Source organism: Campylobacter sputorum (genome assembly GCF_002220775.1).
Lineage (GTDB): Bacteria > Campylobacterota > Campylobacteria > Campylobacterales > Campylobacteraceae > Campylobacter_F > Campylobacter_F bovis.
This window is the reverse complement of sequence record NZ_CP019685.1, coordinates 1,624,798-1,638,035: the sequence shown is the minus strand read 5'-3', so window position 1 is coordinate 1,638,035 and position 13,238 is coordinate 1,624,798. Positions and strand designations below refer to the sequence as shown.

The following is a 13,238-nucleotide window of genomic DNA, read 5'->3' as shown; positions in this document are numbered from 1 at the left end:
GAAAAAGATGGCATTAAAAAGAGAAATTCAAGGCGTTGTAGTTCAAAAATCTGGAGATAAAACAGCTAGCGTTCTTGTTGAAAGACGCGTTATGCATCCTAGATATAGAAAAATTGTTAAGAAATTTAAAAAATATCTAATTCATGATGAAAAAAATGAGACAAAAGCTGGTGATACAGTTGTTGCTATAGAGTGTAGACCACTTAGTAAAACAAAATCATTTAGACTTAAATCTGTAGTTGCAAAAGGAGTAGAATAATGATTCAAAGTTTTACAAGACTTGCAGTTGCAGATAATAGTGGTGCAAAAGAGCTTATGTGTATCAAAGTTTTAGGCGGTTCAAAAAGACGATATGCAACTATAGGCGATATCATAGTTTGTTCAGTAAAAAAAGCTCTTCCAAATGGTAAAGTAAAAAGAGGTCAGGTTGTAAAAGCGGTTATTGTTAGAACTAAAAAAGAGATTCAAAGAGATAATGGTTCTCTTATTAGATTTGATGAAAATGCTGCTGTTATATTGGATGCTAAAAAAGAGCCTGTTGGAACTCGTATTTTTGGTCCTATTGGTAGAGAAGTAAGATATGGTGGATTTATGAAAATAGTTTCACTAGCTCCGGAGGTTCTATAATGACTAAATTTAAAATTAAAAAAGGTGATGAAGTTAAAATTATAGCTGGTGATGACAAAGGAAAAACTGGTAAAGTTTTATCTGTTCTTCCTAAAAAAAATCAAGTTATAGTTGAGGGCTGCAAAGTAGCTAAAAAGGCTGTTAAGCCAAGTGAAAAATTCCAAAATGGTGGTTTTATAAATAAAGAAATGCCTATGGATATTTCAAATGTAGCGAAAGTTGAAGGATAATAGTTATGGCAAGATTAAGAGAAAAATATAACTCATCTATAAAAAATGAATTAGCAAAAGAATTTGATATAAAAAATCCTATGCTAATACCATCTCTTGAAAAAATTGTTATAAGTGTTGGTGTTGGCGATAGCAGTAAAGATCAAAAAGTGCTTCAAAATATGGCAGATACTATATCTTTAATAGCTGGACAAAAATCAGTTGTAACAAATGCTAAGAAATCAGTTGCTGGTTTTAAAGTAAGAGAAGGTTTTCCAGTAGGTATCAAAGTTACTCTTAGAAAAGATAGAATGTATGCATTTTTAGATAAACTAATAAGCATTGCTCTTCCAAGAGTAAAAGATTTTCGCGGTCTTCCTAAAAATGGTTTTGATGGAAGAGGAAACTATAACTTTGGTTTAAATGAGCAATTAATGTTTCCAGAAGTTGAGTATGATAAAATTTTAAAAACTCACGGTATGAACATCGCTTTAGTTACAACAGCTAAAAATGATAAAGAGGCTTTCAAAATGCTTGAGCTTTTTGGTTTGCCTTTTGCAAAAGGAAAATAATATGGCTAAAAAATCTATGATAGCAAAAGCAGCACGCAAACCTAAATTTAAGGTTCGTGGTTATACAAGATGTAAAATTTGCGGTAGACCACATTCTGTTTATAAAGATTTTGGAATTTGTAGAGTTTGCTTGAGAAAAATGGCAAATGAGGGATTAATCCCTGGTCTAAAAAAAGCAAGTTGGTAAGGAGAAAAAATGTTAAATGATTTAATTTCAGACGGACTAACTCGCATTAGAAACGCATATATGAGAAAGCTTGACACTGCAAAATTACTTCATTCAAATGTTGTAGAAGCAGTTTTAACAATCTTGGTAGAAGAGAAATATGTTGAAAACTACAATATAGTTGAAGAAGATAAAAAGAAATTTATCAATGTAGTTTTAAGATATGATGAAAATGGCAAACCTGCTATAAATGAAATAAAAAGGGTTTCAAAACCAGGCAGAAGAATTTATAAAGGCAGGGATGATATAAAAAGATTTAAAAATGGTTATGGAATTAGCATCATCAGTACTAGTAAAGGTGTTTTAAGTAATAAAAAAGCACATTCAGCTGGTGTTGGTGGTGAAGTTTTGTGCACTGTTTGGTAAGAAGTTGAACTGGGATATCCCAGTTTTAAATTCTGCTTTTTTATGGTATTGTGGTATCCATTCGTAAAAGTAGACATACCCTAGACAAGTAAAAAGGAAAAAAATGTCTCGTATAGGTAAGCAACCTATCTCAATTCCAAGTGGAATTGATGTTAGTGTAAAAGATAGTGTAGTAGTATTTAAAAAAGGTAATACTACAAAAGAACTTGACACAAGAGGTCATGTTTGTATTAAAGTTGAAGATGGAAAATTAGTTTTTGCTTCAAAAAGCGATGAAAGACAAGATAGAGCATATTGGGGAACTTATAGAGCTCTTGCAAATAATGTTATAATTGGACTTACAAACGGTTTTGAAAAAAAACTAGAGATAAATGGTGTTGGTTATAAAGCTGCCGTTAAAGGTAAAGTTTTAGAGCTAAATTTAGGTTTTTCACATGTAGTGAACTATCAATTGCCAGAAGGTATTGAAGCTAGTGTTGATAAAAATATTATCACTATTAAAGGTGTTGATAAACAAGTTGTTGGTCAGGTAGCAGCACAGGTTAGAGGATTTAGACCTCCTGAGCCATACAAAGGCAAGGGAGTTAAATATGCTCAAGAGCGTATTATTAGAAAAGCCGGCAAAACAGCTAAGAAGTAGGGGTTTGTGATGGAAGCAAATGTATTAAAAAGAAAAATAAGCTTAAGAGCTAAGAGAAAAAAAAGTATTAGATCTAAAATTTCAGGAACAAACGAATGCCCAAGAGTTTCTATTTTTAAATCAAATAGAACAGTTTATGTTCAAGCTATAGACGATGTTAAGGCTGTAACTGTCGCTAGTTGTAGTGGTAAAAAACTTGGTATAAAAGCAAATATAGAAGGTGCAAAAACACTTGCTAAAGAATTTGCTAATGAGCTAAAAAAATCAAATATAAACAAGGTTGTTTTTGATAGAAATGGTTATTTGTATCACGGTGTTGTAGCGGCTTTTGGCGATAGCCTTAGAGAAAACGGCATAGAACTATAAAGAGGTTAAAGATGGAAAAATATAATAAAGAAGAATTTAGCGAAGTAATAGTTGATATTGGTCGTGTTACAAAGGTTGTTAAAGGCGGTAGAAGATTTAGATTTACAGCTCTTGTTGTTGTAGGAAACAAGAATGGTCTTGTTGGTTTTGGATTTGGTAAAGCAAAAGAAGTTCCAGATGCTATAAGAAAAGCTGTTGATGATGCTTTTAAAAATATTATAAAAGTAAATATCAAAGGTACAACTATAGCTCACGATATAGAAGTTAAATACAATGCTAGTAAAATTTTACTAAAACCTGCTAGCGAAGGTACTGGTGTTATAGCTGGTGGTTCAACTCGTCCTATTATAGAGCTTGCTGGTATTAAAGATATCCTTACAAAATCACTTGGTTCAAATAATTCAGCTAATGTTGTAAGAGCTACCATAAAAGCGTTAAGTATGCTTAAAAACTAAGGAGAATTCGTATGGGATTAGAAAATTTACAAAAAGCGCAGGGTTCAACTCATAAAACTAAAAGAATTGGTCGTGGACAAGGTAGTGGCTGGGGAAAAACAGCTACAAAAGGTGGTAAAGGTCAAACAGCTAGAAAAGGTTATAATGAAAAAAGAGGTTTTGAGGGTGGTCAACAACCGCTTCAAAGAAGACTTCCAAAAGTTGGATTTGTTTCTAAATTTGAAAAACCTTATGTTATTAATGTAGAAAAAATAACAGCCATTAAAGAGCTAAAAGATATAACAATTGAGAGTATAAAAAGTGTTCATAAACTTTCAAAAAGCGTTACTAAAATAAAACTAATAGGATCAACTGCTAAAGATTTAGCAACTAAAATAAAAGACGACAATATTAGCGTTAGTGGACAAAAATAATGAATAAGACATTGACCAACAGGATCTTGATCACGTTGGCATTTTTGTTTGCTTATAGGATACTGGCTTATGTGCCAGTTCCTGGAGTTAATGCTGATGTTATCAAAGAATTTTTTGATTCAAACGCTAATAACGCTCTTGGTATGTTTAATATGTTTAGCGGAAAAGCTGCTGAAAGGCTTAGTGTAATATCTCTTGGTATCATGCCCTACATAACAGCATCTATTGTTATGGAGCTTCTTGCTGCAACTTTCCCAAATTTAGGCAAAATGAAAAAAGAACGCGACGGTATGCAAAAATATATGCAAATTATCCGTTATGTTACTATCTTTATAACTATTGTTCAAGCAGTTGGAGTGAGTATAGGTTTAAATAGTATGCCAAGTAGAAGTGGTGCTAGTGCTATAATGATAGATAATCTTAATTTATTTATAGCTATTTCAGCAATATCTATGCTTTGTGGAACAATGCTTTTAATGTGGATAGGTGAGAGGATTACCCAAAGTGGTATAGGAAATGGTATAAGTTTAATAATTTTTGCAGGTATTGTTAGTGGTATTCCATCAGCAATTGGTGGCACAATAGATCTTGTAAATAATGGAGCACTTAATTTCCTTGTAGTTCTTGCTATACTTGTGATAATAATATTTACAGTAGGTTTTATACTTTACATAGAACTTGGTGAAAGACGCATACCAATAAGCTATTCAAGAAAAGTTATAATACAAAATCAACATAAACGAATAATGAATTATATTCCTATAAAGATAAATTTAAGTGGAGTTATACCCCCTATTTTCGCAAGTGCTGTTTTGATGTTTCCAGGAACTATTTTTCAAGCAAGCACAAATCCATATTTGCAAGCAATAAATGATTTTTTAAGTCCAAACGGATATTTCTTCCATGTTCTTACATTTTTATTTATAATATTTTTTGCATATTTTTACGCATCGATTACATTTAATTCAAAAGATATTAGTGAAAATTTAAAAAGGCAAGGTGGATTTATACCAGGTGTTAGACCAGGAGAGAGTACCGCAAAATATCTTAATGAAGTAGCCAGTAGATTAACTTTTACAGGTTCTATTTATCTTGGTCTTATATCCACAATTCCTTGGTTATTAGTTAAATTTATGGGAGTGCCATTTTATTTTGGAGGAACTTCTGTTCTTATCGTTGTTCAAGTTGCACTTGATACTATGAGAAAAATAGAAGCGCAAAGATATATGAATAAATATCAAACTTTAAGTGCAGTAGGTTTATAATGGCAATTTCTTTAAAAAATGCCAAAGATTTAGAAGGGCTTAGGGTTGCAAATAAGATTGTAGCACAAGCTCTTGATTATACCGGAGAGTTTTTACGATCCGGTATGACCTTGCTTGAGGTTGATAAACTAATAGATGATTTTATAACTTCAAAAGGTGCTTATCCTGCATTTAAAGGACTTTATGATTTTCCAAATGCAGCTTGTCTTTCTTTAAATGAAGTTGTAATTCATGGTATTCCAGATAATACTATTTTAAAGGAAGGCGATATTTTGGGTGTTGATATAGGTAGTAAAATAAATGGCTATTATGGAGATAGTGCTAGAACATACCCAATAGGAAAAATTTCAAAACAAGATGAAGATCTTATAAACTGCTCTAAAGATGCTCTTTATTTTGCTATAGATAATATAAAAGTAGGAATGCATTTTAAAGAGTTAAGCTATAAAATAGAACATTTTATACTAAAAAGAGGCTTTGTTCCTTTAAAAGGATTTTGTGGTCACGGAATAGGAAAAAGACCTCACGAAGAGCCAGAAATTCCAAATTATTTAGAGGGAAATAATCCCAAATCTGGACCAAAGATAAAAAATGGTATGGTGTTTTGTATAGAACCTATGATATGCCAAAAAGATGGCACTCCTGTCATTGGAAGTGATAATTGGAGAGTTACTAGTAAAGACGGACTTAGAACTAGCCATTATGAACACTGTATAGCTATTTTAAACAACAAAGTAGAAATTTTAAGTAGAATTTAAAACTTTTCTCAAAGCTAGTTTATATTTATCCAAAAATCAAAATTTAGATTTCTTTTTTAAATAACTTTTAACTCAAAACATAGTAAAGTTTTTATATTAATAAAATACTCTTATATTTAAGATAAAAATATAAAATTTTATTAGAATTAATCTTTGGAGTAAAAATGCAACATATTTTAAGTGATCATCCGTATTTTGGCGCTTTTTTTATGATGATACTTTCTTTTTTCATATTTGGACTTATAATTTATCTATCCTCTTTAGTAGGTAAAAAATTCTCAAATACAAGCAATGAAAAGCTAAAAACGGCCATCTATGAATCTGGACCTGAGGCCATAAAACAACCAAATCGTATAAATATAAATTTTTATTTATTTGGTCTTCTTTTTATACTATTTGATGTTGAGATTATTTTTATGTTTCCTTGGGCTGTAAATTTTAAAATTTTAGGAATGTTTGGACTTATAGAAATGATTATGTTTTTACTATTTATTTTTTTAGGTTTTATGTATGCTTGGAGTAAAGGAGCGTTTAAATGGCATTCCATCAAGTAGATTACGCAAAAAATGGTGGCTTGCCAATAGTATTGACTACTGTTGATAAGCTAATTCAGTGGGGAAGAAGTAACTCACTTTGGGCTGTTAGTTATGGTTTAGCATGCTGTGCTATCGAAATGATGGCAACTGGTGCTTCAAGGTATGATTTTGATAGATTTGGAACTATTTTTAGGGGTTCTGTTAGACAAAGTGAAGTTATGATAATAGCAGGAACACTTTGTAAAAAACATGCCAAATTTACAAAAAGAATTTACGATATGATGCCTGAGCCAAAATGGGTTATAAGCATGGGAAGTTGTGCAAATACTGGTGGCATGTTTAATACATACTCTGTCGTTCAAGGTTGCGATAGGATAATTCCTGTTGATATTTATATACCAGGTTGTGCTCCTCGTCCTGAAACACTGCAATTTGCTCTTATGATACTTCAAAAAAAGATTAGAAAAGAGACTCCAAAAAGAGCTCAAATTCCAAAAAGGCTTGTTTAATGAGAAGATATTCTAATTTAAAAGATACATCAAAAAAAAATTATTATAAAGATAGATTTTTCAAAGCCAATCAAACACAAAAAATAGATCCCTTGCAAACTTTTTTCAAAGATGAAATCAACACACTTACTAACTTTAATATAATAAATTCTTATGTTGAGTTTAATACACTTGTAATTTATATAAACAGCATTGATAATGTAGATATTATAACAAGTCTAAAAAATTTTGGCTATGAGATGTTGTGTGAGATGAGTGGAATCGATTTTATAGCTCAAAAAAATGGTATTGAAGTGTTTTATGAACTTCTTAGTATTTCTAAAAAAAGAAGAGTAAGAGTTAAAACATTTGTAAAAACTGATGAGATGCTAAAAAGCGTTGCAAATATTTATAAAAGTGCAAATTGGGCAGAGAGAGAACTTTATGATATGATGGGGGTTTTATTTAAAAACCACCCAAATTTAAAACGCCTTATTATGCCAGATGATTGGTTTGATCATCCTTTGCGTAAATCTTATCCATTGCAAGGAGACGAAAGAGCCAAATGGTATGAGATAGATACGATATATGGAAAAGATTTTAGAAATGTGGTTGGTGAAGAAAATAGAGATAGTGGTTTTGTAGATAGCAAAGATACTTTTAATTTTTCTATGCTTTACCATGAAACACCAAAAGGCGAAGATAGACCAATTAAGCCTTATAAACAAGAGTATCAAGAAGAAAATGGCGTTAAATTTGTAAAAAAAATTAAACGAGATAATTGTAAAATTTTGGATAAAAGACCTTAAATATGCAAGATACAAATAGATTAAAACCTTATTTTGAAAATATCGAATTTCAAAAAGAAAATTGTAGAATGATACTAAATTTCGGTCCACAACACCCAGCTGCTCACGGGCAACTCCAGCTTGTTTTAGAACTTGATGGAGAAAAAATAACAAGAGCGATGCCAGGAGTTGGTTATATGCACAGAGGCATAGAAAAAATGGCTGAAAATATGATATACAATGAGTTTATGCCTGTAACTGATAGGATTGATTATATAGCTTCATCATCAAACAACTATGCGTTTATTGGAGCTGTTGAAAAGCTTTGTGGCATTGAAGTGCCAAGAAGAGCTCAAATAATTCGCACAATTTTGCTTGAATTAAATAGAATTGTTTCGCACTTACTCTTTTTAGGAACTCACTCTCTTGACATAGGTGCAATGACAGTGTTTTTGTATGCATTTAGAGAAAGAGAGTATATTTTAGATTTGATTGAAGAGTATTGCGGTGCAAGATTGACTCATAGTTCTATTAAATTTGGTGGAGTTTTTGTTGATTTGACAGATGGATGGGTAGATAAAATGCTTGCATTTTGTGATAAATTTCCAAATGATATCAAAACATATGAAAATTTGCTAGAAGAAAATAGAATTTGGAAAATGAGAACAATTGATGTTGGCATTATATCAAAAGAGATGGCATTAAACTGCGGTTGTAGTGGGATTATGCTAAGAGCTAGTGGCGTTGAGTATGATATAAGAAAAGAAGAGCCATATCTTATATATGATGAGCTAGATTTTGATGTGCCTTATGCAACAAGTGGAGATTGTTATGCTAGATTTAAGCTTTATTTAGAAGAAATGAAGCAATGCATTAGTATTTTAAGACAATGTGCTACTTTATACAGACAAAGTGAACCAAAACTTCTTGCCGATTCACCTGAGTTTGTAAGTGCTTCAAAAGAACAAATTATGACTCAAAACTACTCTTTGATGCAGCATTTTGTATTAGTTACTCAAGGAATGAAGCCACCTTGTGGAGAAATTTATTTCCCAACTGAATCTCCTAAAGGAGAACTTGCTTTTTATATATATTCAACCGGAGAAAGTAGACCTTATAGACTAAAAATACGAACCCCAAGTTTTTGGCATTGTGCTATTTATGAAAATATTTTGCCAGGATGTTATTTATCTGATGTTTCTGCTATAGTTAGTAGCTCAAATATCATTTTAGGCGAGGTTGATAGATGAAAAGATATGACCTAAGAAATCACAAAGATAATACGCTAAATAGACTAAAAGAACTGCTTGATATGATGAAAAGTGATGAAGTTGCGATATTTATGTTTGAAATAAATGATTTTAGCATAGTTGAAAGTTCAGCTAAGATAGTAAAAGAATTTGGCTGTGAGCTTATGAATTCGCTTAAATTTAATCAAGTTGATTGGCAAATTGTAGTGAAAAAGGTGTAAATAATGAAAGTTTTAAGTTTAGTAAATTTACTTAGCATACAAAATAAAAATATTTTAGATATATATAAAAACGATGAGTTATTAGTTATTAGCCCGCTTTATGATGAAAATTTAAAAAATGCTGAGTTTATAAAGTGTGAAATAGGTGCGATAAATTATGTTTTAGCTCTTATTTGCAAGTTTGCTTATGAAAAGAAAAATATACAAAGTTCTTATTTTAGCGATCTTGATGATGGACTAATTAGCGGTGAGTCAAATGTAGGCGAAGAAGAAATTGAAAAAATACTTGAATTTTTAGATACTTGCGATACTATTTTGATAGATGAATCTTTGAAATTTCATAAAGATAGTAAAAATATAGAGACATTTTTGGCAATATTGCAAGAAATTTATTTGCTAAAAATAATAAATTTAAATCAAGAAATCATTACTCCTATTAAGCACAAGTTATCAGAGCTTAAAGAACAAGATGATTTTAATGGTAGTGTGGTTTTTAAATGTATTTGTGATGAATTTAAAGGCGGAAATTATTTTTCAATCTCAGCTAAGATAAAAGATGGTCAAAAAGCAAAAATACAAACTAAAAACCAAACTTATGAAAAAACATTTAAATTAGATCCAAATATAAAAGGAACTATAGGGTTTTTAGGTGTTGATAAAATAGATGATTATTGTTATGAAGTTGTAAAAATATCTAAGGTTTGCTAAATGATAACTATTCGTATAAATGATCAAATTTGTCAGTGCGATGAAGGCGAATATATATTAAATGTAGCTAGAGCAAATGATATTTTTATACCTACTATGTGTTATTTAAGCCAGTGCTCCCCGACGCTAGCTTGTAGACTTTGTATGGGTGAAGTTGATGGCAAGAGAGTTTATACTTGTAATGCCAAAGCAAAAGACGGGATGGTTGTTTATACAAATACACCAGATATTTTAGAAGAACGCAATGCTATAATGCAAACTTACTGCGTAAATCATCCTTTAGAATGTGGCGTTTGTGATAAAAGTGGCGAATGTCATTTACAAAATTTAACTCATCATATGAAAGTTCAGACACAAAATTTCTCTATAAAAGATAGTTTTAAAAAAGTTCAAGATTGGGGTTTTATAAGTTATGATCCAAGTTTATGTGTAGTTTGTGAAAGATGTATTACTGTTTGTAAAGATAAAATAGGCGACAATATCCTTAAAACTACGCCAAGAAATGCAGATCAAGTCCCAAAAGAGTTAAAAGAAACTATGTCAAAAGATGCTCATTTTGTTTGGAGTAAAATGCAAAAAAGTCTTATAGGCAAGATTACTGATGAAAATTGCAATGCATGTGGCGAATGTGCGGCTGTTTGCCCTGTTGGAGCACTTGTTCAAACTCATTTTAAATATACATCAAATGCTTGGGAACTAACAAGCATTCCAGCTTCAAACCCACATTCAAGCGATTGTGAGTTAATATATTATAATGTAAAACAAACCAGCATAGAAGATAAAACTCCTAAAATTTATAGAGTTACTAATGATTATGAATTTGGAGAGATAAATGGTGCTGCTAGATTTGGATATGATTTTCAAAACGATGTAAATAGAAAAGATAGGATTAATTTTCAAAGAATTATAGAAAAAATAAAAAATGGCGAGATAAAAACTATTAAATTTAATAGTTTTATAACAAATGAAGAGGCATTTTTGCTAAATAAATTTAAACATAAATTTGGTATAAAACTCATAAATGAAGAGGCTAAAATTTATCAAAATTTCTTAAAAAACTTTTCTAAAACTTCTGGAAATTCGCTTTATAATGGAGATTTTGAAAATTTAAGAAATGCTGAGTTTATAATTGTAGCTGGCAGTTTTTTAAGAAGTGATAGTCCAAATACAAGCTATAAAATAAACAATGCATTAAAGGTAAACAAAGCTAGTGGTATTTACTTTCATCCACTTGGAGATAAAGTGGTAGATAATTACTCTAAAAACTTTTTAACTTGCAAACACTCTTATAATCAAGATAGTGAAATTTTGCTTTGGATACTTCAAAGATTTGCTTTAAACTTACCTATAAATTTGCAAGATAAATTAACTAAAGAATTTAAAGAAATACAAACCACAAACGAAGATGGAACTCAAAGTTATACCAAAATTTCTAAATTTGCTGATATTTTAGGTTTTGATGAGCAAAAAGTTTTAGCTCTTAGTGATAAAAAAGAAAAGCTATTTTTAGTAATCGGAGAGGATTTTTACTATAGTAAAAATGCTAAGACATTGGCTATGCTTACTGGTTTAGTTCAAAAATACACTCCATTTAAAGTTATTTTGATACCACCTTGTACAAATTCTCTTGGTGTTTCGCTTATTTGTGATTTGGATGAAAAACAAGAAGGTTTTACTCTTGGATATAATGAAAATTGCGATATAACATTTAGTGTATTTGGTGGAGATCTTGATGCGCCTGCCTTAAATCAACAAGAAGGAACATTTTGCAATATAGAAAAAAGAGTTGTTCCAACAAATGCTGCTTTGCCGCATATTGGATATGAACTTAATGATTTTGCAAAAGAGCTTGGTTTTGGAGAGGAATTTGTGATTGATTTTACACCAAAGCTTAGTGAAAATTTGCATTTTAAGAGTATTAAATTTGATGATTTAGAAAATTTTTATGATAATGCCGGAAATTCTCATAGAGGCTACAAACTTCAATCACAAAATTTTCAATCAAAAGATGAAGTTGATTTAAGCGATATTTCGCAAGAAGATATGAGTGAAACCCTGATATATAGGGCAAATCCGGTTTATCAATTTAGTAAATTTACAAATAGAGCGAGTTTGTTAAATGAGAGTGCTTCTTTGTATGCAAGTAATGAGTTTTTAGAAAAATACGGCTTAGACGAAAAAAGCGTGGTTATTATAAAAAAAGATGACATAAAATTTGCTATAAAGGTGAGTTTAGATAAAAATTTAGCAGGAGATATAGCTTATCTTCCTACATTTGATGAAAAAATACCTTTTGGGGATATTTTTTCGCAAAGATTTGCGTCTATAAATTTAACCAAAGGAGGAAGTGATGAGTGATAATGCTTTTATGATACTTGAAGTTGTTGTTAAATCATTGGTAATTTTAGCAATCATTGCTTCACTTGGCGGGCTTGCAACATATGCTGAGAGAAAAGTTTTAGCATATATGCAAAGAAGAATCGGACCTTGGATGGTTGGACCGGCTGGAGTTTTGCAAATAGTTGCTGATATGATAAAACTTTTTTGCAAAGAAGACATTGTCCCAAGAAATGCAAACAAATTTATATTTAAAATAGCTCCTATTGTAACTACAACTGCTGCATTTTCTGCACTTGCGGCTATACCATTTTTACCTGAATTTACTCTTTTTGGCTACACAATAAGACCGATTTTGGCAGATGTTGGTGTTGGAGTGCTTTATGTAATTGGTTGTATGGGTATTTGCGTTTATGGAACCTTGCTTTCTGGTCTTGCAAGTTATAATAAATTTGCACTACTTTCTTCAGCTAGAGCTGTGGCACAACTTCTTTCATTTGAAGCTATTAACTCACTTGCTTTGCTTTCTGTGATAATGGTAGTTGGCTCACTTTCTTTGATAGATATAAACAGTGCTCAAGGTGGTTCAATATTCCACTGGTTTGTTTTTAAACAACCACTTGCTTTTGTTTTGTATTATATGGCTACTTTTGTAGAATCAAATAGAACTCCATTTTGTCTTACAGAAAATGAAACAGAGCTTATTGCTGGAAACTCAACTGAGTATAGCGGTATGAGATTTGGTATGTTTTTCATAGGCGAATATGCAAATATGATAACATCTTCTATACTTTTATCACTCGTGTTTATGGGCGGATTTAACTCGCTTTGGATAATTCCAGGTTGGATTATGATGCTACTTAAATCATCGCTGTTTTTCTTTATATTTTTATGGACAAGGGCGGCATGGCCTCATCTTAGACCAGATCAGATTATGGGGCTTTGTTGGAAGGTTTGTCTTCCGCTTGCTCTTTTAAACATATTTATTACTGTCATTTTTCTTATTTAGGATT

General features: G+C 31.1%; 20 protein-coding genes. All 20 read left to right on the top strand.

The annotated features are described in order from the left end of the window. Positions 1-7: 7 nt before the first annotated feature. Entirely contained in the window at positions 8-259 is a 252-nt protein-coding gene (gene rpsQ, locus CSPB_RS08245) for a 30S ribosomal protein S17 (RefSeq protein ID WP_033917205.1), read from the top strand. Beyond that, positions 259-627, top strand: a complete 369-nt coding sequence (gene rplN / locus CSPB_RS08240) for a 50S ribosomal protein L14 (protein WP_033917206.1) — start codon at positions 259-261, stop codon at positions 625-627. The genes rpsQ and rplN overlap by 1 nt, the downstream gene beginning before the upstream one ends. Then, complete coding sequence (gene rplX / locus CSPB_RS08235; protein ID WP_089193861.1) at positions 624-857, top strand: 50S ribosomal protein L24; 234 nt, start codon at positions 624-626, stop codon at positions 855-857. The genes rplN and rplX overlap by 4 nt, the downstream gene beginning before the upstream one ends. 5 nt (positions 858-862) lie before the next feature. Then, positions 863-1,408: a 50S ribosomal protein L5 gene (gene rplE, locus CSPB_RS08230; protein WP_033917208.1), complete on the top strand. Its 546-nt coding sequence runs from the start codon at positions 863-865 to the stop codon at positions 1,406-1,408. Between the two features lies 1 nt (position 1,409). Next, positions 1,410-1,595 carry a type Z 30S ribosomal protein S14 gene (locus CSPB_RS08225; protein ID WP_033917209.1) on the top strand — a complete coding sequence of 62 codons (186 nt, stop codon included), beginning with the start codon at positions 1,410-1,412 and terminating at the stop codon, positions 1,593-1,595. 9 nt (positions 1,596-1,604) lie between these two features. Further along, positions 1,605-2,000 (top strand): 30S ribosomal protein S8, encoded by a 396-nt coding sequence (gene rpsH / locus CSPB_RS08220; protein ID WP_033917210.1) that lies wholly within the window; start codon positions 1,605-1,607, stop codon positions 1,998-2,000. A gap of 103 nt (positions 2,001-2,103) precedes the next feature. Beyond that, positions 2,104-2,640 (top strand): 50S ribosomal protein L6, encoded by a 537-nt coding sequence (gene rplF / locus CSPB_RS08215; RefSeq protein ID WP_089193860.1) that lies wholly within the window; start codon positions 2,104-2,106, stop codon positions 2,638-2,640. Positions 2,641-2,649: 9 nt separating this feature from the next. Further along, positions 2,650-3,006, top strand: a complete 357-nt coding sequence (rplR, locus tag CSPB_RS08210) for a 50S ribosomal protein L18 (protein WP_033917212.1) — start codon at positions 2,650-2,652, stop codon at positions 3,004-3,006. Positions 3,007-3,017: 11 nt separating this feature from the next. After that, entirely contained in the window at positions 3,018-3,461 is a 444-nt protein-coding gene (gene rpsE, locus CSPB_RS08205) for a 30S ribosomal protein S5 (protein WP_033917213.1), read from the top strand. An 11-nt stretch (positions 3,462-3,472) separates the two neighbouring features. Further along, on the top strand, positions 3,473-3,874 hold the full coding sequence (gene rplO / locus CSPB_RS08200) for a 50S ribosomal protein L15 (RefSeq protein ID WP_089193859.1): 402 nt from the start codon (positions 3,473-3,475) through the stop codon (positions 3,872-3,874). Continuing rightward, positions 3,874-5,139 (top strand): preprotein translocase subunit SecY, encoded by a 1,266-nt coding sequence (gene secY, locus CSPB_RS08195; protein ID WP_089193858.1) that lies wholly within the window; start codon positions 3,874-3,876, stop codon positions 5,137-5,139. The genes rplO and secY overlap by 1 nt, the downstream gene beginning before the upstream one ends. After that, complete coding sequence (gene map / locus CSPB_RS08190; RefSeq protein ID WP_033917216.1) at positions 5,139-5,897, top strand: type I methionyl aminopeptidase; 759 nt, start codon at positions 5,139-5,141, stop codon at positions 5,895-5,897. Before secY ends, map begins: the two co-directional genes overlap by 1 nt. 164 nt (positions 5,898-6,061) lie before the next feature. Continuing rightward, positions 6,062-6,451 (top strand): NAD(P)H-quinone oxidoreductase subunit 3, encoded by a 390-nt coding sequence (locus tag CSPB_RS08185; protein ID WP_033917217.1) that lies wholly within the window; start codon positions 6,062-6,064, stop codon positions 6,449-6,451. Beyond that, the gene (locus CSPB_RS08180; RefSeq protein ID WP_033917218.1) at positions 6,433-6,942 is read left to right on the top strand and encodes a NuoB/complex I 20 kDa subunit family protein; all 510 of its coding nucleotides are present in this window, start codon (positions 6,433-6,435) and stop codon (positions 6,940-6,942) included. The genes CSPB_RS08185 and CSPB_RS08180 overlap by 19 nt, the downstream gene beginning before the upstream one ends. After that, positions 6,942-7,730: an NADH-quinone oxidoreductase subunit C gene (locus CSPB_RS08175; RefSeq protein WP_089193857.1), complete on the top strand. Its 789-nt coding sequence runs from the start codon at positions 6,942-6,944 to the stop codon at positions 7,728-7,730. Before CSPB_RS08180 ends, CSPB_RS08175 begins: the two co-directional genes overlap by 1 nt. 2 nt (positions 7,731-7,732) lie before the next feature. Continuing rightward, positions 7,733-8,959 (top strand): NADH dehydrogenase (quinone) subunit D, encoded by a 1,227-nt coding sequence (gene nuoD / locus CSPB_RS08170; protein WP_089193856.1) that lies wholly within the window; start codon positions 7,733-7,735, stop codon positions 8,957-8,959. Further along, positions 8,956-9,180 (top strand): NADH-ubiquinone oxidoreductase subunit E family protein, encoded by a 225-nt coding sequence (locus CSPB_RS08165; RefSeq protein WP_033917221.1) that lies wholly within the window; start codon positions 8,956-8,958, stop codon positions 9,178-9,180. The genes nuoD and CSPB_RS08165 overlap by 4 nt, the downstream gene beginning before the upstream one ends. 3 nt (positions 9,181-9,183) lie before the next feature. Beyond that, positions 9,184-9,888 carry a hypothetical protein gene (locus CSPB_RS08160; RefSeq protein WP_089193855.1) on the top strand — a complete coding sequence of 235 codons (705 nt, stop codon included), beginning with the start codon at positions 9,184-9,186 and terminating at the stop codon, positions 9,886-9,888. A 3-nt stretch (positions 9,889-9,891) separates the two neighbouring features. Further along, positions 9,892-12,246, top strand: coding sequence for an NADH-quinone oxidoreductase subunit G (locus tag CSPB_RS08155; RefSeq protein ID WP_089193943.1), 2,355 nt, complete (start codon positions 9,892-9,894; stop codon positions 12,244-12,246). Further along, the gene (gene nuoH, locus CSPB_RS08150; RefSeq protein ID WP_089193854.1) at positions 12,239-13,234 is read left to right on the top strand and encodes an NADH-quinone oxidoreductase subunit NuoH; all 996 of its coding nucleotides are present in this window, start codon (positions 12,239-12,241) and stop codon (positions 13,232-13,234) included. The genes CSPB_RS08155 and nuoH overlap by 8 nt, the downstream gene beginning before the upstream one ends. Positions 13,235-13,238 lie beyond the last annotated feature (4 nt).